The 24336-nt window shown below is 60.7% G+C and carries 23 protein-coding genes; 11 read left to right on the top strand and 12 right to left on the bottom strand.

Features of this window, described 5'->3' with window-relative positions:
• Nucleotide 1 precedes the first annotated feature (1 nt).
• Entirely contained in the window at nt 2–571 is a 570-nt protein-coding gene (locus ACLH0J_RS25910) for a CsiV family protein (RefSeq protein ID WP_411389642.1), read from the bottom strand.
• Between the two features lie 11 nt (nt 572–582).
• A complete protein-coding gene (gene mfd / locus ACLH0J_RS25905) occupies nt 583–4032 on the bottom strand; it encodes a transcription-repair coupling factor (protein WP_411389641.1) in 3450 nt (1149 codons plus the stop codon).
• A gap of 340 nt (nt 4033–4372) precedes the next feature.
• Between mfd and ACLH0J_RS25900 the strand changes: the two genes are divergently transcribed.
• Nucleotides 4373–5836: a glyceraldehyde-3-phosphate dehydrogenase gene (locus tag ACLH0J_RS25900; RefSeq protein ID WP_411389640.1), complete on the top strand. Its 1464-nt coding sequence runs from the start codon at nt 4373–4375 to the stop codon at nt 5834–5836.
• A 122-nt stretch (nt 5837–5958) separates the two neighbouring features.
• Here ACLH0J_RS25900 and ACLH0J_RS25895 read toward each other — a convergent pair whose 3' ends face one another.
• Nucleotides 5959–6492: a chalcone isomerase family protein gene (locus ACLH0J_RS25895; protein WP_411389639.1), complete on the bottom strand. Its 534-nt coding sequence runs from the start codon at nt 6490–6492 to the stop codon at nt 5959–5961.
• A 64-nt stretch (nt 6493–6556) separates the two neighbouring features.
• On the opposite strand from ACLH0J_RS25895, the gene ACLH0J_RS25890 reads away from it, so the two are divergent.
• Both ACLH0J_RS25890 and sthA read left to right on the top strand, forming a co-directional pair.
• Nucleotides 6557–7567, top strand: coding sequence for an FAD:protein FMN transferase (locus ACLH0J_RS25890; protein ID WP_411389638.1), 1011 nt, complete (start codon nt 6557–6559; stop codon nt 7565–7567).
• A gap of 188 nt (nt 7568–7755) precedes the next feature.
• Nucleotides 7756–9150 carry a Si-specific NAD(P)(+) transhydrogenase gene (gene sthA / locus ACLH0J_RS25885; RefSeq protein WP_411389637.1) on the top strand — a complete coding sequence of 465 codons (1395 nt, stop codon included), beginning with the start codon at nt 7756–7758 and terminating at the stop codon, nt 9148–9150.
• 42 nt (nt 9151–9192) lie between these two features.
• On the opposite strand, the gene ACLH0J_RS25880 is transcribed toward sthA, so the two are convergent.
• Complete coding sequence (locus ACLH0J_RS25880; protein ID WP_411389636.1) at nt 9193–9915, bottom strand: glycerophosphodiester phosphodiesterase; 723 nt, start codon at nt 9913–9915, stop codon at nt 9193–9195.
• Nucleotides 9916–9959: 44 nt separating this feature from the next.
• Complete coding sequence (locus ACLH0J_RS25875) at nt 9960–10544, bottom strand: PilZ domain-containing protein (RefSeq protein WP_411389635.1); 585 nt, start codon at nt 10542–10544, stop codon at nt 9960–9962.
• Between the two features lie 94 nt (nt 10545–10638).
• Here ACLH0J_RS25875 and ACLH0J_RS25870 point away from each other — a divergent pair, with 94 nt between their 5' ends.
• Genes ACLH0J_RS25870 through ACLH0J_RS25860 form a run of 3 tightly spaced genes read left to right on the top strand, consistent with a single transcriptional unit; the run spans nt 10639 to nt 13885 of the window.
• Nucleotides 10639–11889: a lipoprotein-releasing ABC transporter permease subunit gene (locus ACLH0J_RS25870; protein WP_411389634.1), complete on the top strand. Its 1251-nt coding sequence runs from the start codon at nt 10639–10641 to the stop codon at nt 11887–11889.
• A gap of 7 nt (nt 11890–11896) precedes the next feature.
• Nucleotides 11897–12580, top strand: coding sequence for a lipoprotein-releasing ABC transporter ATP-binding protein LolD (gene lolD, locus ACLH0J_RS25865; protein ID WP_162830773.1), 684 nt, complete (start codon nt 11897–11899; stop codon nt 12578–12580).
• Nucleotides 12581–12640: 60 nt separating this feature from the next.
• Nucleotides 12641–13885, top strand: coding sequence for a lipoprotein-releasing ABC transporter permease subunit (locus tag ACLH0J_RS25860; protein WP_411389633.1), 1245 nt, complete (start codon nt 12641–12643; stop codon nt 13883–13885).
• A 54-nt stretch (nt 13886–13939) separates the two neighbouring features.
• On the opposite strand, the gene ACLH0J_RS25855 is transcribed toward ACLH0J_RS25860, so the two are convergent.
• Nucleotides 13940–15295 (bottom strand): heavy metal sensor histidine kinase, encoded by a 1356-nt coding sequence (locus ACLH0J_RS25855; RefSeq protein ID WP_411392891.1) that lies wholly within the window; start codon nt 15293–15295, stop codon nt 13940–13942.
• A complete protein-coding gene (locus ACLH0J_RS25850) occupies nt 15292–15972 on the bottom strand; it encodes a heavy metal response regulator transcription factor (protein ID WP_411389632.1) in 681 nt (226 codons plus the stop codon). The genes ACLH0J_RS25855 and ACLH0J_RS25850 overlap by 4 nt, the downstream gene beginning before the upstream one ends.
• 156 nt (nt 15973–16128) lie before the next feature.
• Here ACLH0J_RS25850 and ACLH0J_RS25845 point away from each other — a divergent pair, with 156 nt between their 5' ends.
• On the top strand, nt 16129–16650 hold the full coding sequence (locus ACLH0J_RS25845) for a plastocyanin/azurin family copper-binding protein (protein ID WP_411389631.1): 522 nt from the start codon (nt 16129–16131) through the stop codon (nt 16648–16650).
• A gap of 65 nt (nt 16651–16715) precedes the next feature.
• On the top strand, nt 16716–17546 hold the full coding sequence (gene queF / locus ACLH0J_RS25840; protein ID WP_411389630.1) for an NADPH-dependent 7-cyano-7-deazaguanine reductase QueF: 831 nt from the start codon (nt 16716–16718) through the stop codon (nt 17544–17546).
• A gap of 89 nt (nt 17547–17635) precedes the next feature.
• Here queF and ACLH0J_RS25835 read toward each other — a convergent pair whose 3' ends face one another.
• Both ACLH0J_RS25835 and ACLH0J_RS25830 read right to left on the bottom strand, forming a co-directional pair.
• Nucleotides 17636–17902 (bottom strand): DUF4404 family protein, encoded by a 267-nt coding sequence (locus ACLH0J_RS25835; RefSeq protein ID WP_010566470.1) that lies wholly within the window; start codon nt 17900–17902, stop codon nt 17636–17638.
• Nucleotides 17903–18012: 110 nt separating this feature from the next.
• Nucleotides 18013–18621 carry an HAD family phosphatase gene (locus tag ACLH0J_RS25830; RefSeq protein ID WP_411389629.1) on the bottom strand — a complete coding sequence of 203 codons (609 nt, stop codon included), beginning with the start codon at nt 18619–18621 and terminating at the stop codon, nt 18013–18015.
• Between the two features lie 195 nt (nt 18622–18816).
• On the opposite strand from ACLH0J_RS25830, the gene ACLH0J_RS25825 reads away from it, so the two are divergent.
• Nucleotides 18817–19506 carry a VacJ family lipoprotein gene (locus tag ACLH0J_RS25825; RefSeq protein WP_411389628.1) on the top strand — a complete coding sequence of 230 codons (690 nt, stop codon included), beginning with the start codon at nt 18817–18819 and terminating at the stop codon, nt 19504–19506.
• A gap of 60 nt (nt 19507–19566) precedes the next feature.
• On the opposite strand, the gene ACLH0J_RS25820 is transcribed toward ACLH0J_RS25825, so the two are convergent.
• Nucleotides 19567–19863 (bottom strand): PilZ domain-containing protein, encoded by a 297-nt coding sequence (locus ACLH0J_RS25820; protein ID WP_411389627.1) that lies wholly within the window; start codon nt 19861–19863, stop codon nt 19567–19569.
• Nucleotides 19864–20139: 276 nt separating this feature from the next.
• On the opposite strand from ACLH0J_RS25820, the gene rssB reads away from it, so the two are divergent.
• Complete coding sequence (rssB, locus tag ACLH0J_RS25815) at nt 20140–21321, top strand: two-component system response regulator RssB (protein ID WP_411389626.1); 1182 nt, start codon at nt 20140–20142, stop codon at nt 21319–21321.
• Entirely contained in the window at nt 21321–21803 is a 483-nt protein-coding gene (gene rssC / locus ACLH0J_RS25810; protein WP_003172602.1) for an anti-sigma factor antagonist RssC, read from the top strand. The genes rssB and rssC overlap by 1 nt, the downstream gene beginning before the upstream one ends.
• A 140-nt stretch (nt 21804–21943) precedes the next feature.
• Here the strand turns inward: rssC and tal are convergent, their stop codons facing one another.
• Nucleotides 21944–22870 carry a transaldolase gene (gene tal, locus ACLH0J_RS25805; protein WP_411389625.1) on the bottom strand — a complete coding sequence of 309 codons (927 nt, stop codon included), beginning with the start codon at nt 22868–22870 and terminating at the stop codon, nt 21944–21946.
• 222 nt (nt 22871–23092) lie between these two features.
• Nucleotides 23093–24079, bottom strand: a complete 987-nt coding sequence (gene dusA / locus ACLH0J_RS25800) for a tRNA dihydrouridine(20/20a) synthase DusA (RefSeq protein WP_411389624.1) — start codon at nt 24077–24079, stop codon at nt 23093–23095.
• Nucleotides 24080–24336: the final 257 nt, after the last annotated feature.

Here is a 24336-nt window from a genome sequence, read left to right as displayed (position 1 = left end):
ATCAGTCCTGAATATCGGGCGGTGGTGCGCTGGGTGGTTTGGCGGTCAACGAAGTGATCTTGATCAGCAGCGCCAGGTGGCCGCCGTCCAGATAGTTGAGCTGGTTGTTCTTGGTGCGCACGTCCTTTTGGGTCATGTGCTCGCTGGCGATCACGCTACCGTTGCTGTCGAAGCGGTTGATCCAGAAGTCCGCATCGATATCGGTGAAACGACCCAGTTGCAGGCTCAGCACGCCCTCGATGGGAAACTGGCCGAACTGTTCCTGGCCTTCGGTGATCGCGATTTTTACCGGCTGCTCACCGAGGTTCTGCTCCCAGGCCTTATGGACGAGCACGGTGTAGCTGGTGTCTGCGCGCAGCTTGTCGACGATCGTGCCCAGGCGCGGCGGGCTCATTTTGTCGCCCAGGTGTACGGCCCCGGCGTCCCAGTCCTCCGGCGCGGCGCGGCTGCTGTCGAGCTCCGGCTCCGCGTTCTGGCGCACCAGGATCATTTCCACTTGGTACGGGCTGTCGGCGTACGCCGAGGGTGCGAGTACCACCAACATCAGGCTCAGAATGCGGAACAGGCGCATTGGGGCGTCCTTCAAACAGATTTCGGGATGAGGCGCTCAAACAGCGCCTCCAGGGTATTGAAGCGTTCTTCGGCACGCTCCATAGGGACCATGAACTTGAACAGCGTAGCCCCTTCGAACTTGTAGCGGTTGGGCTGGCCCTGGATCAACTTGATCAGTACCAACGGGTCCACCGGCGTCTGCGCTTCGAATTCGATGCGCCCGCCCTGCGGCCCGGCGTCGACCTTCTTGATCCCCAGTTGCTCTGCCTGCAATTTGAGCAGGGTCAGGCGCACCAGGTTCTTGGTTGGTTCGGGCAACAGGCCGAAGCGGTCGATCATCTCGACCTGCAGGTCCTTGAGGCCTTCTTCGTCGGTGGCCGAGGCAATGCGCTTGTACAGGATCAGTCGCGCGTGCACATCCGGCAGGTAGTCTTCGGGAATCAATGCCGGCAAGCGCAGGTTGATCTCCGGACCGCCGCCCAGGGGTTGGTCGAGGTTCGGTTGCTCGCCTTTGCGGATGGCTTTCACTGCACGTTCGAGCATCTCCATATACAGGGTGAAGCCCACGGCCTGGATCTGCCCGCTCTGGCCGTCGCCAAGCAATTCGCCGGCGCCACGGATTTCCAGGTCGTTGGTGGCCAGCACAAAGCCGGCGCCCAGGTCCTGGGTGTTGGCGATGGCTTCCAGGCGTTTTTCCGCGTCACCGGTGATTTGCTGGCGCGGTGGCGTCAGCAGGTAGGCGTAGGCCTGGTGGTGACTGCGTCCGACGCGGCCGCGCAACTGATGAAGTTGCGCCAGGCCGAACTTGTCCGCGCGCTCGATGATGATGGTGTTGGCGCTCGGCACGTCGATGCCGGTCTCGATGATGGTCGAGGCGATCAGTACGTTGAAGCGCTTGTGGTAGAAGTCGCTCATCACCTGTTCGAGGTCGCGCTCGCGCATCTGCCCGTGGCCGATGGCAATGCGTGCTTCCGGCACCAGTTCGGCGAGGTCGGCGGCGCATTTCTCGATGGTTTTCACATCGTTGTGCAGGTAATACACCTGTCCGCCGCGCAGCAATTCACGCAGCAGCGCTTCCTTGACGGTGCTGTTGTTCTGCTCCATCACGAAGGTGCGCACCGACAGGCGCCGCGCCGGTGGGGTGGCGATGATCGACAGGTCGCGCATGCCCGACACCGCCATGTTCAGCGTGCGCGGAATCGGCGTGGCGGTGAGGGTGAGGATGTCGACTTCGCTGCGCAGGGCCTTGAGCTGTTCTTTCTGACGCACGCCGAAGCGGTGTTCTTCGTCGATGATCACCAGGCCCAGGTTCTTGATCTTCACATCGTCCGACAGCAGTTTGTGCGTACCGATCACGATGTCGATCTTGCCTTCCGCCAAATCGGCGACGGCGGCATTCACTTCCTTCGCGGACTTGAAGCGGCTCATGACTTCGACGGTGACCGGCCAGTCGGCAAAACGGTCGCGGAAACTGTTGTAGTGCTGCTGGGCGAGCAGGGTGGTCGGCACCAGGATCGCCACTTGCTTGCCGCCATGCACGGCGATGAAGGCCGCGCGCATCGCCACTTCGGTCTTGCCGAAGCCCACGTCGCCGCAGACCAGGCGGTCCATCGGTTTGGGGGCGAGCATGTCGGCACGCACGGCTTCGATGGTGGTTTGCTGGTCCGGGGTTTCTTCGAAGGCAAAACCGGCGCTGAAAGTGGCGTAGTCGGCTTTCGGGTCGGCGAACGCATAGCCTTCGCGGGCGGCGCGACGGGCATAGATGTCGAGCAGCTCGGCGGCGACATCGCGCACCTGTTCGGCGGCCTTGCGCTTGGCTTTCTGCCAGGTCTCGGAACCCAGGCGGTGCAACGGCGCCAGGGCGTCGTCGCTGCCGGTGTAGCGGGCGATCAGGTGCAGGTTGGCCACCGGCACGTAGAGCTTGGCGCCTTCGGCGTATTCCATGGTGAGGAATTCGGCGGCCTGGTTGTCGATTTCCAGCGTTTGCAGGCCCAGGTAGCGACCGACGCCGTGATCGATGTGCACCACCGGCGCGCCTTCGCGCAGCTCGGTGAGGTTTTTGATCACCGCGTCGTTATTGGCGTCGGCGCGTTTTTCGCGGCGACGACGCTGCATCACGCGCTGGCCGAACAGCGGGCTTTCGGCGATCAGCGCCAGGGCCGGATCTTCCAGCAGCAGGCCTTCGTCCAGGGGGGCGATGGTGATTGCCAGGCGGTCCTTGCTCGCGACAAAGTCCGACCAACTGTCGACGGTTTTCGGGCGCAGCTTCAGGCGTTCCAGCAGTTCCAGCAGCACTTCGCGGCGCCCGGCCGATTCGGCGGTAAACAGCACACGACCGGCGAAGTCGCCGAGGAAGTTGGACAGCGCTTCGAGCGGCTGGCTGGCCTTGGCCTCAATCGCCAGGTTCGGCAGGTTTTGCGCGGGGAAGCGCATGCGGCCGCTGCCTGCGTCCACATCCTCTTGGCTGGCGACCACGCGCGGCCAGTTTTTCAGGCGGGCGAAGCAGTCCTCCACCGGCAGGAACAGTTCGGCGGGCGGTAATAAAGGACGGGATGGATCAACGCGGCGCTCTTCGTAGCGGTTGCGCACATCGTTCCAGAAGTTTTCCGCCGCCTGTTCGATACCCGGCAGCGAGAACACCTGGGTGTCCTGGGGCAGATAGTCGAAGAGGGTGGAAGTTTCGTCGAAGAACAGCGGCAGGTAGTACTCGATACCGGCCGGGGTAATCCCGCTGCTCAGGTCCTGGAAGATCGGGCAGCGGCGGAAGTCGACGTCGAAGCGTTCGCGAAAGCGTGCCTTGAAGCGCGTCACCGCGTCTTTCTGCAACGGGAATTCTCGCGCCGGCAGCAGCTTGATCGACTCGACCTTGTCGATGGAGCGCTGGTTTTCCGGATCGAAGGTGCGCAGGGTCTCGATTTCGTCATCGAACAGGTCGATGCGGTACGGCAACTTGCTGCCCATCGGGAACAGGTCGATCAGCGCCCCGCGCACCGCGAATTCGCCGTGTTCGTAGACCGTGTCGACGCAGCGGTAGCCGCTGGCTTCCAGGCGCGTGCGCATCTGCTCTACGTCGAGCTTCTGGCCGATATCCAGCACCAGGCTGCTGCCCAGCAGGAATTTGGTCGGCGCCAGGCGGTGCAGCGCCGTGGTAATCGGCACCACCAGCACGCCGTGGGCCAGTTCCGGCAGGCGGTACAGGCTGGCGATGCGCTGGGAGATGATGTCCTGGTGCGGCGAAAACAGGTCGTAGGGCAGGGTTTCCCAGTCGGGAAAATGCAGCACCGGCAAATCGGGGGCGAAGAAGCTCAGCTCCTGCTCCAGCCGTTCGGCGCTTTGGCTGTCGGCGGTGAGCAGCAGGGTAAAGCGCTTGGCTGCGCTGGCAGCCTCGGCGATGGCCAGGCTCAGGGCGGCACCGGGCAAATTGCCCCAGTGCTGTTTACCTGCCGCGGCAGGGAGTTGCGGTAGACGCAGAACGGGCACGGAAGGTTGAGCTCCAAGCGTTGCGACAAAGTCGGTAATTGTAACGGCCCCAGGTGCCGCCTGTCAGTTGCTGACTGAGCCTATTACGGTTTGTGGGAAATGTGGTGGCTAAGACAAACAATGGCGCGTTTTGACGCAATATGTAGTGCCGAAATGCATATAGTTTTCGGAGGGTTACGGACAAGTCGTGCTGCCCGCTCAAGTGATGGCCTTCTGGAACCCGCGTGTTTACTGGGCTGCAGCGAGGTGGCTTTTTTGGGTAAGCGCTTTTTGTTGTAGGACGCGCATTGCTCCGGGGGCGGGCGGGCGGCATAATGTAGCCCCTTTTTTCAGCCCCTACATGTGGAAGGTTCCCGTGACTCAGAAGCCCGACCAGTGTCTTGGTGAATGGATCGACCGTGAAGCACTCGCTGAAGCGATGATCCCGCTTATCGGTCAGCTGTACCGCAATAACAATGTGGTGAGCTCGATCTATGGCCGCAGCCTGATCAACCAGTCAGTCATTGCGATTCTCAAGGCGCATCGCTTTGCTCGCCATCGTTCTGCCAACGACAGCGAACTCTCCGTCCACGAAACATTCCCTCTGCTTAAAGCCATGAGCGAGCTCAAGCTCGGCGCGGCTTCGGTAGACCTGGGCAAGCTGGCCGCCAAATTCCGCGCCCAAGGCAACGGCCGTTCCGTCGAGCAGTTCGTGCGTGAAGAAATGGCCGATGTGGTTGGCAAGCAGAACGCCTCGGCCCGCAAAGGCACCGACGTTGTGCTCTACGGCTTCGGTCGTATCGGTCGCCTGCTGGCCCGCATCCTGATCGGCAAAACCGGTGGCGGCGACGGCCTGCGCCTGCGCGCCATCGTGGTGCGCAAAGGCGCCGAGAACGACCTGGCCAAGCGCGCGAGCCTGTTGCGTCGCGACTCGGTACACGGTCCGTTCAACGGCACCATCGTCATCGACGAAGAAAACAACACCATCACCGCCAACGGTAACCTGATCCAGGTGATCTACGCGAAGAACCCGACCGAGGTGGATTACACCCAGTACGGCATCAAGGACGCCCTGCTGGTGGATAACACCGGCGTATGGCGCGACGCCGAAGGCCTGGGTCAGCACCTGACCTGCCCAGGGGTTGCCCGCGTTGTCCTGACCGCACCTGGCAAGGGCAAGCTGAAGAACATTGTTCACGGCATCAACCACGCCGAAATCACCGCTGAAGACAAGATCGTGTCCGCCGCTTCCTGCACCACCAACGCCATCGTGCCGGTGTTGAAGGCTGTCAATGACAAGTTCGGGATCATCAATGGTCACGTCGAAACCGTTCACTCGTACACCAACGACCAGAACCTGATCGACAACTTCCACAAGGGCAATCGCCGTGGCCGCAGCGCTGCGCTGAACATGGTGATCACCGAGACCGGTGCTGCCACCGCTGCTGCCAAGGCCCTGCCTGAACTGGCTGGCAAGCTGACCGGTAATGCGATCCGCGTGCCGACGCCAAACGTGTCGATGGCCATTCTCAACCTGAACCTTGAGAAAGCGGCTACCCGCGACGAGATGAACGAGTACCTGCGCTACATGGCGCTGCACTCCGATCTGCATAAGCAAATCGACTTCGTCAACTCCCAGGAAGTGGTCTCCACCGACTTCGTTGGCTCGCGCCATGCCGGCGTGGTGGACGCGGAAGCGACCATTACCCAGGACAACCGCGTTGTGTTGTACGTGTGGTACGACAACGAGTTCGGTTATAGCTGCCAAGTGGTTCGTGTGATGGAAGACATGGCTGGGGTCAACCCACCTGCATTCCCGCGCTAAGCATTTGCGGTAAATGAAAACGCCCCGACTTGTCGGGGCGTTTTTGTATCTGGCATCACCTGATAACGCTGGGAACCTGATGCCGCGCGGTGCTCTCGGGTTTTTCGCGAGCAAGCTCGCGCCTACAGGAGCAGTTTGTTGCGCAAGCTGTCTGAGAGCCCCTTGGGGGCCAACCAGATGCCCAGATAGGCCCTTGCCAGTTCGTCGTCCCGACTGCTGAACACGACTTCTCCATTGATCTCCAGGTTCAAGCCTCGGCCTGGGCGTACATCCAGGGCGTAGCGATCACCGCTGCGGATGTTGCGAAAGCTGGCATGCAGCCGTTCCAGCTCAGGCTTCAAGCGGGCGCTGGCCTGCTGGCGTTCCAGGGTAGCCGTGGCTGCCTTGATGACATCGTTGCGATCAATGTTGCGAAAGTAATACAGCACAAGGCGCAGGGCCTTCTGTTGATCCCATGAAGGTTTTGCCTGCATGTCGGCCGGCGCATACAACGCTGCGGCATACACATCTGCCCAGAGGTATGTCAGCACGGCCTGGTTTTTCAGCACCAGTTGCTGGGACTGAGCCGGAAAGTTCGCCTGGGTGAGACGATCCGCCTCATCGGCGAGCGCCGGGAGTGCGAACATCAGCCATAAACAGATAAGCGCATGCCGCATAATGGTGGGTCCTGGAAAGGTGTGTGCCTACAGGTTAATTCAATTTTCGACGGCGATTAGGTTTATGGGTAACCTGCGACAGATAGTGGCGGTATGCGGTTTTGCGGTGCTGGCCGGCTGTGGCGGCGATACGCTGGAGCAGTTTGGTGGCCCGACCATGGGCAGCACCTATTCGATCCAGTACGTCAGAAGTTCGACGGCACCCGCGCCGAAAGAGCTCCAGCGCCAGGTAGAAAGCATCCTGGGGGACGTTGACCGACAGATGTCGACCTACCGCAGCGACTCCAATATCGAACGTTTCAACCACCTGCCAGCCGACAGTTGCCAGCCGATGCCCGCGCCGGTTCTGCAACTGGTGCGCACCGGCGAGCAACTGTCCCAGGCCAGTGCGGGGGCGTTTGACCTGACGGTGGAACCGCTGCTGAACCTGTGGGGTTTCGGGCCCCAGGCCCGGCAACTGACGGTGCCGGACCCCGCGACGCTGGCACAGGTGCGCCAACGGGTCGGTCATCAGCATCTGCGTATCAATGGCGAGCAACTGTGCAAGGACGCCGCCGTCGAAGTCGACTTCAACAGCATTGCCGCCGGTTACGCGGTGGATCGTATCGCCGAGCTATTGAACGGACTGGGTATCCACCACTACCTCGCCGAAGCCACTGGCGAACTCAAGGCTGCCGGCCACAAACCGGATGGCTCGCCCTGGCGCATCGCACTGGAAGAACCCCGCGACGACCGGCAGGTCGCTGAAAAAATCATCCGTGTAGACGGCTTTGGTGTGTCCACGTCAGGTGACTATCGTAATTATTTCCAGCAGGATGGCCGGCGTTATTCCCACACCCTGGATGCGCGGACCGGCGCGCCGATTACCCATCAACTGGCATCGGTGACGGTGTTGCACCCGTCGGCGCTGATGGCCGATGGGCTGTCGACGTTGCTCCTGATCCTTGGGCCGGAGCAAGGCTGGGATTACGCTGAGCAGCACCAGATCGCCGCGTTTTTTGTACTGCGCCAGGGGGATGCTTTCGTCACGCGCAGCAATCAAGCGTTCGAGCAAATGACGGCGCTGAAACCGTAATTCCCGCCGTGTAGTAAAGGCAAAACTGGCCTACGACGCGACCAAGGGTTAATGTGCGCGGCGTTGAGCCTTATATAGACTGTGCCCCGGTTCACACACTTGAGCCAAATTGTCCTTCATGACCGCTGGCCGCGGCATGATTTAGCCAGGCGTCCAACCGTGGGCCTGGCCTGTTCTGAGGAGTACGCATGGCTGTCTACAACTACGATGTAGTAGTACTGGGTTCCGGCCCGGCTGGAGAAGGTGCGGCGATGAACGCCGCGAAGGCAGGGCGCAAGGTGGCAATGGTCGATAGCCGCCGCCAGGTCGGCGGTAACTGCACCCACCTGGGTACCATCCCGTCCAAGGCCCTGCGTCACTCGGTCCGCCAGATCATGCAGTTCAACACCAACCCGATGTTCCGGGCCATTGGCGAGCCGCGCTGGTTCTCGTTCCCGGACGTGTTGAAAAGCGCAGAAAAAGTCATCTCCAAACAAGTCGCCTCGCGTACCGGCTACTACGCCCGTAACCGCGTCGACCTGTTCTTCGGCACCGGCAGCTTCGCCGACGAGCAAACCATTGAGGTGGTGTGCCCCAACGGCGTGGTCGAGAAACTGGTGGCCAAACACATCATCATCGCCACTGGTTCGCGCCCGTATCGTCCGGTGGATATCGATTTCCTCCACCCGCGTATCTACGATAGCGACACCATCCTGAGCCTGGGCCATACCCCGCGCAAACTGATCATCTACGGCGCCGGCGTGATTGGCTGTGAATACGCCTCGATCTTCAGTGGCCTGGGTGTGCTGGTGGAGCTGGTAGATAACCGCGACCAGTTGCTGAGCTTCCTCGACTCGGAAATTTCCCAGGCGTTGAGCTACCACTTCAGCAACAACAACATCACCGTGCGCCACAACGAAGAGTACGAGCGGGTCGAAGGCCTGGACCACGGGGTGATCCTGCACCTCAAGTCCGGCAAGAAGATCAAGGCCGATGCCTTGCTGTGGTGCAACGGTCGTACCGGCAACACCGACAAGCTGGGTATGGAAAACATTGGGGTCAAGGTCAACAACCGTGGCCAGATCGAGGTCGACGAGAACTATCGCACCTGCGTGACCAACATCTACGGTGCCGGTGACGTGATCGGCTGGCCGAGCCTGGCCAGTGCCGCCCACGACCAGGGCCGTTCGGCCGCCGGCAGCATCGTCGACAATGGTAGCTGGCGCTATGTGAACGACGTGCCGACCGGGATCTACACGATTCCCGAGATCAGCTCGATCGGCAAGAACGAGCACGAACTGACCAAGGCCAAGGTGCCTTACGAAGTGGGCAAGGCGTTCTTCAAGAGCATGGCGCGTGCGCAGATCGCCGGTGAGCCGCAAGGCATGCTGAAGATTCTGTTCCACCGCGAGACTCTGGAAGTCCTCGGCGTACATTGCTTTGGCTACCAGGCCTCGGAGATCGTGCACATCGGCCAGGCGATCATGAACCAGCCAGGTGAGCAAAATACCCTCAAGTATTTCGTCAACACCACGTTCAACTACCCGACCATGGCGGAAGCCTATCGGGTCGCGGCCTACGACGGCCTCAACCGGCTTTTTTGAGCGGCTCCGGCCGGTGGCCTGAGCCGGCCGGGGAGACCGATTTCAGTAATTCTCGAGGGTGGCAGTGGCCAAACCGGGAAAGTCTGTAATCAGGCTATCTACGCCGAAGTCGGCGAGCCTGCGCATCAGCGCAGGTTCGTTGACCGTCCACACGGATACGTGCAAACCCTGGCGCTGGGCTTTTTCCAGACGCTCGGGGGTGCACAACGTCCAGTTCAACGCCAGCATCTCACAGCCATAGTTCTGCGCGACCTTCAACGGGTCGAGCCAGGCGTATTCGGCTACCAGGCCGCGTGACAGGTCCGGGGTGAGTTCAACCGCCGCTTTCAATACTTCCCGCGAGCTTGAGGTCACGGTGACCTTGTCCATCAGGCCAAAGCGTACGGCCATTTCGCGGATGGCCAGCACGGTAGTGGCGGCACGGGTGCGCGAGGCGCTTTTGACTTCCAGTTGCCAGTGGTCGAAGTCGCACTTTTCGAACAGTTCTTCCAGGCGTGGAATCGGGCAGGGCTTGATCCAGCCAGGGCCGCCTTTGCGCGCGTCCATCTTCACCAAATCCGCCGCCGAATACTCGACGACTTTGCCGCGCCGGTCGGCAGTGCGCTTGAGGGTCGGGTCGTGGATGACCATCAGTTCGCCGTCCAGGGACAGGTGCAAATCCAGTTCGCAGCGGCGTACCCCGTGCTTGAGGCATTCCTGGAAACTGGTCAGGGTGTTTTCCGGTGCTTCGCCTTTGGCACCGCGGTGGCCGTAAATCAGGGTCACAGTTGCTCCTTTACGCCAGGTGTCCTGGCGGGGTGAATACGAATTCAGGTGTCTTGGGCGTCGCTTTGTTCCCGCGCCAGGCGCCGTTGCTGGGCTTGTTTCTGCAGGATATAGCGCGCCAGCAGTTGGCGTTGGGTGTCGGGGATGGATTCGAACTCGGTGCCCACTTCGAAGCCGTCGCCCTTGGGGTCGCAATGGGTGACCCGCGCACGCAGCAGCAGGCCGAGCGCCTGGGGCATCAACACCAGTTTGACGGCCAGGTGCGCACCGATGGCGAGGGGGGCAGGGTGCTGGAAGTCGATGCCGCCTTCGGAAATGACCACCGGTTGCGGGGCGCCGAGTTCATCGCGCAGGCTTTGCGCCATGATCTGGCTGAGCAGGTCCAGGCGTTTGTTCTGGACTTTGAGGAAGGCCGCCAGGGTACGATCCTTCTCGCTGAGCTGGCGTAACAGGTGCTGAGCTTCGAATTCGCTCAGGTGCAGTTCGCTGAGCAGATTGAACAGCGGCGAATCATCCAGTAACACTTCCTTGCTCGCTGCTTCCGGGGCCGACAGGCTTTTGATTTGGAGTGCGATCATGTCGTCGATACGGTAGTATTCGCGGCGATCTTCTTCATCTAATGTCGACATGGCGAACCCCAGGTAACGGTAATGGTCTGAGTGTAAAGCTGCTTACCAGACCCCGCCACCGGGACGTCTTCTTTTCCTCCGAACAAGCCCCGACATGTTCAGACCTCTCTTCGTATTTATCGGCACGCGTTATACCCGTGCAAAGCGTCGCAATCATTTTGTGTCGTTCATTTCCTTGACCTCGATGATCGGGCTCGCCTTGGGCGTGGTCGTGATGATCGTGGTGCTGTCGGTGATGAACGGCTTCGATCATGAGATGCGCACCCGCGTGCTGGGCATGGTGCCCCACGCGACCATTGAGTCGGGTGAACCGATCAGCGACTGGCAAAGCCTGGCCGACAAGGTCAAGCAGAACCCCAAGGTTTTGGCGGTCGCGCCGTTTACCCAGATGCAGGGGTTGCTGACCAACGACGGCAAGGTGCAGAAGATCCTGCTCAATGCCATCGACCCGGTCCAGGAACGCAAGGTCTCGATCATCGACAAGTTCATGTTGCAGGGCAAACTGGACGACCTGTCGCCCGGCAGCTTTGGCATCGTCATCGGTGACAAGGCCGCGGCCAAGCTTGGCGTGGGCATCGGCGACAAGCTGACCTTCGTCGCCCCGGAAGTCACCGTGACCCCGGCCGGCATGTTCCCCCGCATGAAACGCTTTACCGTGGTCGGCACCTTCCACGTGGGGGCCGGCGAGATCGACGGCTACCTCGGCCTGACCAACCTCACCGACCTGGCCCGCCTGCACCGCTGGCAGCCGGATCAGGTGCAGGGCCTGCGCCTGAAATTCAACGACTTGTTCGACGCCCCGCGCGGCGCCTGGGAAATCGCCCAGCACCTGGGTGAAAGCCAGTATTACGCCCGCGACTGGACCCGTACCCACGGCAACCTGTACCAGGCCATCCGCATGGAAAAAGCCATGATCGGCCTGCTGTTGCTGCTGATCGTCGCCGTCGCCGCCTTCAACATCATTTCCACCCTGGTAATGGTGGTGAACGACAAGAAGGGCGACATCGCCATCTTGCGTACCCTGGGCGCCACACCGGGGCAGATCATGGCGATCTTCATGGTGCAGGGCACGGTGATCGGCGTGGTCGGCACCTTGATCGGCACGGCGGTGGGCATTCTGGCGGCGCTGAACGTCAGCGCCGCCATCGCCGGCCTCGAAACCCTGATCGGCCACAAGTTTCTCAACGCCGACGTGTACTTCATCGACTACTTGCCGTCCCAGGTTCAGGCCCAGGACGTGTTGATGGTAGGCGGCGCCGCATTGGTCCTGAGTTTCCTTGCCACCCTATATCCAGCCTGGCGCGCGGCACGTACCCAGCCAGCACAGGCCTTACGTTATGAGTGAATCGGGCATGAGTGAAAAAGCAATCCTGAGCTGCCGCAACCTGGGCAAATCCTACGAGGAAGGCCCTGAATCGGTTGTGGTGCTGTCCAACCTGCAACTGGAACTTCACCCTGGCGAGCGCGTGGCGATCGTCGGCAGTTCCGGTTCCGGCAAAAGTACCTTGCTTAACCTGTTGGGCGGCCTCGACACGCCGTCCCAGGGCAGCGTGTGGCTGGCCGGCGAAGAGTTGTCGGCCCTCGGCGAGAAAGCCCGTGGCCAGTTGCGCAACCGTTCGTTGGGCTTCGTGTACCAGTTCCACCATCTGTTGCCGGAGTTCACCGCCCTGGAAAACGTGTGCATGCCGCTGCTGATCGGCAAGACCGCGATTCCGGAGGCGCGCCAGCGTGCCACCGCATTGCTGGAGCGCGTCGGCCTCGGCCACCGCCTGGAACACAAACCGGCGGAATTGTCCGGCGGCGAACGCCAGCGTGTGGCGATTGCCCGCGCCCTGGTGAACAACCCGGGCCTGGTGATGCTTGACGAGCCGACCGGCAACCTCGATTCCCACACCGCCCAGGGCATCAAGGACTTGATGCTGGAATTGAGCACCCAGATGCGCACTGCGTTCCTGGTGGTGACCCATGACATGAGCATGGCCCGGCAGATGGACCGCGTGTTGCACCTGCAGGAAGGTCATCTGGTCGCCATCTGACCCGTTTCAAGCCTGACGCCTGGCGTCGGGCTTTTTCATTTTTTCAGGCGGTGCAAGCCAATGTTCAGACCGTTATCGATTTTCATCGGCACGCGCTATACCCGCGCCAAGCGCCGCAACCGTTTTGTTTCGTTCATCTCGATGACTTCGATGATCGGCCTCGCCCTGGGCGTGCTGGCGATGATCGTGGTGCTGTCGGTGATGAACGGTTTTCAACGCGAAATGAGCTCGCGCATCCTCGGCATGGTGCCCCACGCCACCATCGTCGGCGTCAAGCCGATCGACGATTGGCAGCCGGTGGCCGCCGCCGCGATGAAAAATCCGCAAGTCACCGCCGCTGTACCGTTCACGCAGATGGACGGCATGTTCTCCTACAAGGGCGCCATGCAGCCGATCGAGATCAGCGGCGTTGATCCGGTCCAGGAAGGCAAGGTGTCGATCGTGGCCCAGCATATCGTCAAAGGCAAACTCGAAGACCTGAAGCCCGGCGAGTTCGGCGTGGTGGTCGGCGACATCACGGCACGGCGCTTTCGCCTGAACGTGGGCGACAAGCTGACCCTGATCGTCCCGGAAATCAGCAGCGCGCCGGGCGGTATCACCCCGCGCATGCAGCGATTGAACGTGGTCGGCATTTTCAAGGTCGGCGCCGAGCTGGATGGTTCCATGGCCTTGATCCACATGGCCGACGCCGCTGAAATCCAGCATTGGCAGCCGAATCAGGTACAAAGCGTGCGCCTGGCGGTAAAAGACCTGTACGCGGCACCCAAGGTCTCGGCGGACATCGCCGCCAGCCTCGGTGCGGCTTACAAGGCGGATGACTGGACCCACACCCAGGGCAGCCTGTTCAGCGCGATGAAAATGGAAAAGACCATGATCGGCCTGCTGTTACTGATGATCGTGGCCGTGGCGGCGTTCAACATCATTGCCACCTTGATCATGGTGGTGAACGACAAGGGCGCGGACATCGCGATCCTGCGCACCATCGGCGCCACGCCACGGCAGATCATGGCGATCTTCATGGTGCAGGGCACGGTGATCGGCATCGTCGGTACCCTGATCGGCGGTGTGTTGGGGGTGATTGCGGCGTTGAACGTCAGTGAGTTGGTGGGCTGGCTGGAGCGGGTGACCGGGCAGCATATCTTCAGTTCGGACGTGTATTTCGTCAGCAATCTGCCTTCGGAGTTGCAAGGTGGGGATGTGCTGCTGATTTGCTCGGCCGGGTTTGTGTTGAGTTTTTTGGCGACGATTTACCCGGCGTATCGGGCGGCGAAAATTGAGCCGGCGCATGCCCTGAGATATTCGTAGTATTCAAGACCGCTATCGGGAGGCCTGCTCCCGATAGCGCCCGTCCGGCTTGCATCAATACCCCTTCGGCAACTCGATCACAAACCGCGTCCACCCCGCCTCGGACTCGCAATAAATCCGCCCTCCATGGGCTCGCACAATCGACTGGGTAATTGCCAGCCCCAGCCCCGCGTGTTCGCTGCTGCCTTCATGGCGGGCCGGGTCGGCCCGGTAGAACCGGTCGAACAACCGCGGTAGTACCTCCGCCGGAATGCCTTCCCCGCTGTTCTCAACCGTCAACGTCACGGCCTGTGCGGTTTCAACCATCGTTACCCGCACTTCGCCACCCGCTGGCGTAAACCGCAGCGCGTTATCCAGCAGGTTCGACAAGGCTCGGCGCAACATGCCGCGATCGCCGGCGGTGTGGGCGTTTCCTTCGTGTACCAGGCTGATTTGCGCGTCCTCTGCGAGCAGGGCGAAAAACTCCAGCAATGCCTGCACTTCATCGGCCAGCGCCAGCGGTTCGCGCTTGGGGATCAGCAGGCCGTGGTCGGCTTTGGCCAGGTAGAGCATGTCGTTGACCAACTGCGCCATCCATTGCAGCTCTTCCAGATTGCTGTGCAGCGCCTCGCGATAATCCTCCAGCGGGCGTGGCTGGGTGAGGATCACCTGGGTGTGGGTCAGCAGGTTCGACAGGGGTGTGCGCAGTTCGTGGGCGATATCGGCAGAGAAGGCCGACAGGCGCTGGAACGCGTCGTCGAGGCGACCGAGCATGGCGTTGAAGGCCTGGGCCAGTTCCGCCAGTTCCACCGGCATGTGCTGCTGGGGTAGGCGCTGGGTCAGAGAATGGGCGGACACGCTGGCGGCCACTTCGCCCATGCGGCGCAAAGGCCGCAACCCACTGCGCGCTGCCCAGGCACCGAGCAGGGCGGTGGCCAGGGCGCTGAGGCCGACGGTGAGCCAGATCAGATGCTGCATGCGCTGCAGGAAGTGCTGGTGATGGGTGATGTCGAGTATCAGGCTCAGGTGCGGTGAATCCGGCTGCTCCGGCCGCAATGGCGCGTTGTACACCCGGTAATCGGTGCCTGTGTTTTGCAGGCTGTGCAGGCCGGGTGTTTCGGGCAGGGTGATGGTCGGTGCGCCATCGAACCAGCGTTGTTCGCCCGCCGTGATGCGCAAGGCAAGATCGGGCTGGCGATTGAGTTCGGCGCGCAGTTGCGCTTCGCGTTGAGCCAATGATTGCGCCGAGTCGACCCCCCGTAAGGTGCTGCGCAGCACGACCAGTTTGCTATCGAGCAGTTGCTGGTCCAGCTCGATAAAGTGCGCCTCGCTGGCGTGGTTGAAGAGCACGCCGGCCAGCAAGGACACCACCGCAGTGCAGGCGGCAAACAGCAGGGCCAGGCGGCTGGTCAGGGACAGGCGCTTGATCAATTGCACCGTTCCTCCAGCACATAGCCCATGCCGCGCACGGTGTGGATCAACTTGTCGGGGAAGTTGTCGTCGACTTTCAGGCGCAGACGGCGGATCGCCACTTCGATGATGTTGGTGTCGCTGTCGAAGTTCATGTCCCACACCTGGGAAGCGATCAGCGACTTGGGCAGCACTTCGCCCTGGCGGCGCAGCAGCAGTTCGAGCAGCGAGAATTCCTTGGCGGTGAGGTCGATACGCTGGCCGCCCCGTTCGACACGGCGGCGAATCAGGTCCAGGCGCAGGTCGGCCAGTTGCAGGGCGGTTTCCTGCGGTGCGCTGCTGCCACGCCGCAACAGGCTGCGCACGCGCGCCAGCAGCTCGGAAAACGCGAAGGGCTTGACCAGGTAATCGTCGGCGCCCAGTTCCAGGCCATGCACGCGGTCTTCCACGGCATCGCGGGCGGTCAGGAACAGCACAGGCGTATCCAGGCCCGCGTTGCGCACGGCTTGCAGGATCTGCCAGCCATCGCGACCGGGCAGCATCACATCGAGGATCAGCAGGTCGTAGTCGCCGGTCAGTGCCAGGTGCTGGCCGCTGGTACCGTCGGCCACCAGTTCGGTGGTAAAGCCGGCCTCGGCCAGGCCCTGGCGCAGGTAATGGCCGGTTTTGGGTTGGTCTTCGACGATCAGCAGTTTCATGGGCAGCTCTTGGCAGCAGGTCACGTCGGGCTTTATACCGTGGTGGCCAGGGGAGGGGCGCAACCTGACAAAGTTGTAATCTAGCAGTCAGCTAGCTGGCAGCGCTGCAATCTTAAAGTGGTCCCCAGACTGATCCCACACCTTTGGAGAATTGAGATGGCATTGCGTACCCCCCTGTTGTTGGCGACCTGCCTGTTGGCGTTGAGTGTCGGGGCGATGGCTGACACAGCCCATACCTATGCATTCGGCCAGCCGGCTTCTGCCGACAAGGCCACGCGCACCGTGGAAGTGGTGATGCAGGATATGTCCTTTTCGCCCAAGTCCCTGGATGTAAAGGCCGGTGAGACAGTGCGCTTTGTGCTGGTCAACAAAGGCCAGTTGCTCCACGAGTTCAACCTGGGCGACGCGGCGATGCATGCTGAGCATCAGAAGCAAATGATGCAGATGCAGGCCAGCGGTATGTTGAACGCCACCGGGATGGGCAAGATGGACCACAGCGCCATGGGCCACGGCGATATGAGTGGGATGAAGCACGATGATCCCAACAGCGTACTGGTAGAACCGGGTAAAACCGCCGAGTTGACCTGGACGTTCAGCAAAACCACGGGCCTGGAGTTTGCCTGCAATATTCCCGGGCATTACCAGGCGGGCATGGTGGGCAAGATCAACGTCGAATGAGCGCGTGTTAAGGGCGGGGGCAAAGGCTGGTAGACTGGCGGGGTTTATTTAGCCAGGTTTCCGCCATGCATCCCGCTGCCGAACATTCGCCGCTGGGCAAGTCCAGTGAATACATTTCCACCTACACCCCTTCGTTGCTGTTCCCGATTCCGCGCGCTGCCAAATGGGCCGAGCTGGGCCTGAGCGCCGAAACCCTGCCCTACAAGGGCGTGGATTTCTGGAACTGCTTCGAGTTGTCCTGGCTGTTGCCATCGGGCAAGCCGGTGGTGGCCATCGGCGAGTTCAGCATCCCGGCCGATTCGCCGAATATCATCGAATCCAAGTCGTTCAAGCTGTACCTCAACTCGCTCAACCAGACCGCGTTTGCCGATGTGCCGAGCCTGGAAGCGACCCTGCGCACCGACCTCAGTGCGGCTGCCGGCAAGCCGGTGAGCGTGCGCATCCGCAGCCTGGCCGATGTCGAGGCCGAAGGTGTGCAGGCCTTGCCGGGCATCTGCATCGACGATCTGGACATCAGCGTCAGCAACTACGAGCACCCGCGCCCGGAATTGCTGCGTTGCGATGATTCGCGCATCGTCGAGGAGTGCGTGCACAGTCATTTGCTCAAATCCAACTGCCCGGTCACCAGCCAGCCCGATTGGGGCAGTGTGGCGGTGGACTATCGGGGTTCGGCACTGGATCACGCCAGCCTGCTGGAATACCTGGTGAGCTTTCGCCAGCACTCGGATTTCCATGAGCAGTGCGTGGAGCGCATCTTTCTCGACCTGCAGCGTTTGCTCAAACCTGAGAAGTTGACGGTGTACGCGCGGTATGTGCGGCGAGGTGGGTTGGATATCAACCCGTACCGCAGTACGGAGGATGTGGCGTTCCAGAACGTGCGCCTGGCCCGCCAATAAACACACCGCATCTTTGTAGGCGCCCGGCTTGCCGGCGATGGTGGCCTTTAGTTCGCCATCGCCGGCAAGCCGGGCGCCTACAAAGGGGGTCAGATGCCGATATTGCCCAGGGTTATCACGATATTGCGCAATGTCCCGGCAATGCCCGGATGGTCCAGTTCGAAACCTTCTACCGCCCGGTTCACATCGTCAGCGATGCTGGGTGGCTGGGTGGCCGGTTCCAGTTCAAGTTGCACTTCGAACTTGGCAAGCAAGGCTTCCAGCGCTTCACGCTTTTCGGCTGACAGCGGTGGGTCCTGTTCCAGTTGCTCGCGCAGGATGTTGACCTGTTCTTGCAGTTTTTCGCGGGCAGGCATGGTGGTTTTCCTTTTATCGATAGGCACTGGCATAGACCACGGCACGCCGAGAAAGGTCTATGAGAGGAGCTGTAGATTAATCTACCGGCGCCGTCTGTGCATGATCTTGATCAGGGCTTTTCGCCTTTGAGCTGGCGCAGGCTGATGTCGGCCAGGCAACTGCCGAGTTCGCCCAGGTGATCGATCACCGAATGCACGCCCAACCCGTACAGCGCCACCGTGGCCTTGCCGCGTTTGCGCTCGCGTTCCTGCTCGCTCAGTGCCTGCCACTGTTCGGGGGCCATGCCGCACAGCGAGCCGCAGGAGGCCAGGCCGATGGTCCATAGCCCGGCGTTCAACGCCGATTGCAGTAAGCGCGGTTCGCCGCTGACCAGGACGCAGCCTTCCAGGCGCTCGATATTCAGTTCCATCAAGGCTTGCCAGCAGGCATGGGGCGCCGGCCAGCGGAAGGGGGAGGGCGATGCGGCCTTGAGCCAGTCCGGCAGCGCAGCGGCCAGCGGGGTCGTCACCGAGGGCGGCAGTTCATCCAGCCAGGCGCAGGGGACGCCTTGTTCCTTCAGGCTGCGCAGGATTTTCAGGGCGCCCGGTGTGGCTTGGGAATCAGGGGAGGGGGAATCGGTGCGTGCCCGGGAACCGAAGTCCACCAGGCATCCACTCAGGCCAAACAAAACAGCCGTCAAGGCAGGCGTGGTAGCGGTGGCAATCTCGGCGTGAGGCATGTCGACATCCCTGAAATAGCCATGACGCTATCGGGGCAGGATGACAATGGGATGACAGTGGGATGAATTGCAGGAAATTTGTCTATTGTCTGTATGTCTTTTCCTGACTGCTGCCTAATTGCACGCTTCCGTCATATACTGGCCACCTCATTCAGGGCATAGCGCCCATGACAGACCATTCAAGGAGCAAAAGCTATGCGCTGGAGCCACTACTTCGCTCAGCTTTCAGTGTGTGCCACTTTCCTGCTAGCACCCTTCGTCGCACAGGCCGCATCGGAAGATGACCCATGGGAAAGCATCAACCGTCCCATCTTCACCTTCAACGATACCGTTGACACATACGCCCTCAAGCCATTGGCTCAGGGCTATCAGTTTGTGACTCCGCAATTCGTACAGGACGGCGTGCACAACTTCTTCCGCAATATCGGTGATGTCGGCAACCTGGCCAACAACGTGCTGCAGCTCAAGCCGCATGCCGCAGGTGTGGACACGGCCCGTCTGTTGATGAACACCACGTTTGGCGTGCTGGGCTTTATTGACGTCGGCACCAAAATGGGGCTGCAACGCAGCGATGAAGACTTCGGCCAGACCCTCGGCTATTGGGGCGTGGGCAGTGGTCCATACGTGATGATCCCCCTGCTGGGCCCAAGCACCTTGCGTGATGCGCCGTCCAAATACGTGGACAGCTACACCCAGCCTTACCGCTACATGAACGATATCGGCTGGCGCAACAGCACCTTCGGCCTGAACATCGTCGACACGCGCGCCAGCCTGCTCGACAGCGAGAAGCTGATCACTGGCGACAAATACACCTTTATCCGCAATGCTTACCTGCAGAACCGCGAGTTCAAGGTCAAGGATGGCAAGGTCGTCGACGACTTCTAGGTCGCGACGTCTTGAAACGAAAAAAGGCGACCACGTGGTCGCCTTTTTTGTGCGCGGCTATTAGCGCATTTTCAGGATTTTCAGCCCCAAATGCTGACTGTCGCCCTCATTCTTCCCCCACACCACCTGGGTGTCTGCCTCCAGGCCCGCGAGGGCGGGATGCTCCGACTCGATGCGCACGGTCAGCAGATCGCCCACCGCGAACTGGCGAGGTGCCTGCACCTGCATGCCGGAGCTGGAAAGGTCCACGCAAACCCCGTCAATCTCCTGCCCGGCGTGGATCAAAGACACATCGGCACCCACTCGCATGCGGATGAAATCGCGCTTTTCAGCGTAGTCGCGCTCGTGTTCGCTCACAGCTTCCATCCTTACTTTGTGTTGTGGTGATGGCTGTTCTTATAACTCCCGGTGATTTGCGATGTAAAGACGCTCGGCGACCATCGGCATGAGCTTGAAACCCCTGGCGGATGGGAGTACCGTCTGCGCCTTAGAAGGGCACCTCTGCTTTACCATTGTGCGTGGGGAAAAACCCCATGGTTTGTAGGACAGAGAGGCTAGAAAGCGAATCCAGTACGTGAGCCCGGCCATTGCCGAGCCGCCTACGCCAACCTAATTCTGGCGCCGTTTGCCCACATGCCAAAAACCAGTGCCACGCTGCTGATAATCGATGACGACGAAGTAGTGCGCGCAAGCCTTGCGGCCTATTTGGAAGACAGTGGCTTCAGCGTCCTGCAGGCCAGCAATGGCCAACAGGGTCTTCAGGTATTCGAGCGCGACAAGCCCGACCTCGTGATCTGCGATCTGCGCATGCCTCAGATGGGCGGCCTCGAACTGATTCGCCAGGTCACCGAGCTGTCTCCGCAGACGCCAGTGATTGTCGTGTCCGGTGCCGGGGTGATGAACGATGCCGTCGAAGCCTTGCGCCTGGGCGCTGCCGACTACCTGATCAAGCCCCTTGAAGACCTGGCGGTGTTGGAGCACTCGGTACGCCGCGCGCTGGATCGTGCACACCTGCTATTGGAAAACCAGCGCTACCGCGAAAAGCTCGAAACCGCCAACCGTGAACTCGAAGCCAGCCTGAACCTGCTCCAGGAAGACCAGAATGCCGGTCGCCAGGTGCAGATGAACATGCTGCCTGTCAGCCCCTGGACCATCGACGAATTCCAGTTTGCCCACCAGATCATTCCGTCTTTGTACCTGTCGGGTGATTTCGTTGACTATTTCCGTGTTGATGAGCGACGAGTTGCGTTCTACCTGGCCGACGTATCCGGCCATGGAGCTTCCTCTGCTTTTGTGACCGTGTTGTTGAAGTTCATGACCACACGGCTGTTGTTTGAATCCAAGCGCAATGGCACCTTGCCGGAGTTCACGCCCTCCGAGGTGCTGGGCCACATCAACCGAGGCCTGATCAGCTGCAAGCTGGGCAAGCACGTGACGATGGTCGGCGGCGTGATTGACGAAGAAACCGGTCTTTTGACCTACAGCATCGGCGGTCACCTGCCGATGCCTGTTCTGTACACTCCTGACAGTGTGCGTTACCTGGAAGGGCGTGGTCTGCCGGTCGGCCTGTTCAACGAAGCGACCTACGAAGACCACATCCTGGAGTTGCCGCCGACGTTCAGCCTGACGCTGATGTCCGACGGCATCCTGGACCTTCTTCCAGAGCCTACACTCAAAGAGAAAGAAGCCGCCTTGCCCCAGCGGGTCAAGTCGGCGGGCGGCAGCCTGGATGGCCTGCGGCAGGTTTTTGGATTGGCCACGCTGGGGGAGATGCCGGATGATATCGCCCTATTGGTGTTGAGCAGGAATCTTTGATGAGTACCGGAAGAATCCAATTCGCCGAGCAGGACGGGACCTTCGTCTTGAAGTTTGTCGGTGAAGTGCGCCTGACCTTGTGTTCGGCGCTGGATGCAACGATTGAGCGGATTTTCACTGCCTTGAATTTCTCGGCGATCGTGATCGATCTGACCGAAACCCGCAGCATCGATAGCACCACCCTTGGGCTGTTGGCCAAGTTGTCCATTCTGTCTCGGCAGAAAGTGGGCCTGTTGCCGACGGTCGTCACCACCCATGAAGACATCACCCGTTTGCTGCAGTCCATGGGTTTCGACCAGGTCTTCAACATCGTCGACCGCCCGATCCCTTGCCCTGAATGCCTGACCGACCTGCCGTCCCAGGATCAGTCCGAGGAAGTGGTACGGGTCAAGGTGCTGGAAGCGCACAAGATCCTGATGGGCCTGAACGAATCCAATCGCGAAGCATTCCACGACCTCGTCAACGCCCTCGAACGCCACTGACCGCCCTGTTCGAGCGCACTCCAAGTGTGGGAGAGGGCTTGCTCCCGATTGCGTCGGGCCGGTCAATGCATTCCTAACCGATTGACACAAAAAAAGGGCGGCACCCTCACAGGTCCCGCCCTTTTTGTCGCCGCCTGTTTTTACAGCTTGGCAGTCAACAGCGCTTCCAGCTTCTCCTGGTCGCGAGCAAACTGACGAATCCCCTCCGCCAGCTTCTCGGTCGCCATTGCATCCTCGTTGGACTCCCAACGGAACTGCGCTTCGGACAGATGCACCCGCGCTTCACCGGCATGGCCAGGCGACAGCTTGCGCTCCAGCTTGCCGGTATCGGCCGCCAGTTTTTCCAGCAGGTCCGGGCTGATGGTCAGGCGATCGCAACCGGCCAGCTCTTCGATCTGGCTCAGGTTGCGGAAGCTCGCCCCCATCACCACCGTCTTGTAGCCATTGGCCTTGTAGTAGTTGTAGATGCGTGTCACCGACTGCACGCCCGGATCTTCGGCGCCGGTGTAGTCGTTGCCATTGGCTTTCTTGTACCAGTCGTAGATCCGCCCCACGAACGGCGAAATCAGGAACACGCCGGCTTCTGCGCATGCCACGGCCTGGGCAAAGGAGAACAGCAGGGTCAGGTTGGTCTGGATGCCTTCTTTTTCCAGTTTCTCCGCCGCGCGGATGCCTTCCCAGGTGGAGGCGATCTTGATCAGGACACGGTCACGGCCAACGCCGGCTTTTTCGTACAGGTCGATCAGGCGATGTGCACGCTTGAGCACCGCATCGGTATCGAACGACAGGCGCGCATCCACTTCGGTGGAGATGCGTCCCGGCACCACTTTCAGGATCTCCTGGCCGACGGCTACCGCAAAACGGTCGCTGGCCAGGCCGACGTCACCGTTGCAGTTCTGCACGCACTCATCCAATAGCTTGGCGTACGCCGGAATCGACGCGGCCTTGAGCAACAGGGAAGGGTTGGTGGTAGCGTCTTGTGGCTTGAGCTTGGCGAGGGCTGAAAAATCGCCGGTATCGGCTACGACGGTGGTGAACTGCTTGAGTTGTTCCAGCTTGGAAGTCATGGGCGTGCTCTGTCCTATGGGTCTGATGACATTACCCGAGCGCTGGCAGGCGCTCAAGGGCGCAAATGCGTTCGATCGTTTGCGAGGGCAACAACCTGAAAACAGCCGTTTGAATGAATGATCTTGCTGGTAAATAGGAGGGCAAAATGCCGGACAGGTTCAACCCGAAATGAATTCTGGCGGGGAAGCTTGTGCACAGCTACCAGCAAAGTCGGCGGGTCTTCAGCGCCCTTCCAGCAGGGCCCCAGCCTGATCCAGCAATGCCAACGGATCGGTCGCCTTGTGAATATCCACCGACAACAACTGCCGAAACTTGCGCGCCCCTGGGAAACCCGTCCCCAACCCCAGCACATGCCGAGTGATGTGATGCATCGCCCCGCCCGTCGCCAGATGCTCGGCAATGTAAGGCCGCAACTGCGCCAATGCCTCAGCGCGGCTCACCACCGGCTGCGTGCTGCCAAACAACTGCTGATCCACCTGCGCCAGCAGATACGGATTGTGATAGGCCTCGCGACCCAGCATCACCCCATCAAACGTCTGCAAGTGCTCATGGCACTGTTCCAGGGTCTTGATCCCGCCGTTGAGGATAATCTCCAGCTCAGGGAAATCCCGCTTCAACTGCGCCGCCACGTCGTAGCGCAAAGGTGGAATGTCACGGTTCTCCTTCGGCGACAGCCCCTCCAGAATCGCGATCCGCGCATGCACGGTAAAACTGGGGCAGCCTGCGTCTTTCACCTGGCCGACAAAATCACACAACTGCGCATAACTGTCCCGGCCATTGATCCCGATGCGGTGCTTCACCGTCACCGGAATCGACACCGCATCGCGCATCGCCTTCACGCACTCCGCCACCAGCGCCGGATGACCCATCAAACACGCGCCGATCATGTTGTTCTGCACCCGATCGCTGGGGCAGCCGACGTTCAGGTTCACCTCGTCATACCCCGCCGCCTCAGCCATACGCGCACACGCAGCCAAATCGGCCGGAACGCTACCGCCCAATTGCAGCGCAAGCGGATGCTCGGCGTCGTTGTGGCGCAGGAAACGCTCGTGATCGCCGTGGAGGATCGCGCCGGTGGTGACCATTTCGGTATAGAGCAGGGCGTGTTTGGAGAGCAGGCGCAGGAAGAACCGGCAGTGGTGGTCGGTCCAGTCCATCATCGGGGCAACGCAAAAACGACGAGAAAACGGAGCTTTTTGTAGGGACATTGGAAGTCTGAGTCAACGAGGCGAATGGCGCAGTTTATCAGGGATGTATCTCCGGTGTCGGAGCGGCGTGTTCCGCACGCTTCACCACTGCGTGTGTGAAATACACCGCTCTTGTGCTCTGCGCCCCCCGAAACTCCAATGCCGCAACCTGAACCCACCCAGTCATTTAGCAAAGTTTCATAATTCCTTGAACCGTTGAGGTCTACGATCATTGTAAAGAGGTGACTCCCGCGCCTCCGGCCCACAGGAAACCGAAA

This window comes from Pseudomonas sp. MPB23 (assembly GCF_046605395.1).
Lineage (GTDB): Bacteria > Pseudomonadota > Gammaproteobacteria > Pseudomonadales > Pseudomonadaceae > Aquipseudomonas.
The sequence above is the reverse complement of the archived record's forward strand: the minus strand, read 5'-3'. Positions and strand labels throughout refer to the sequence as shown.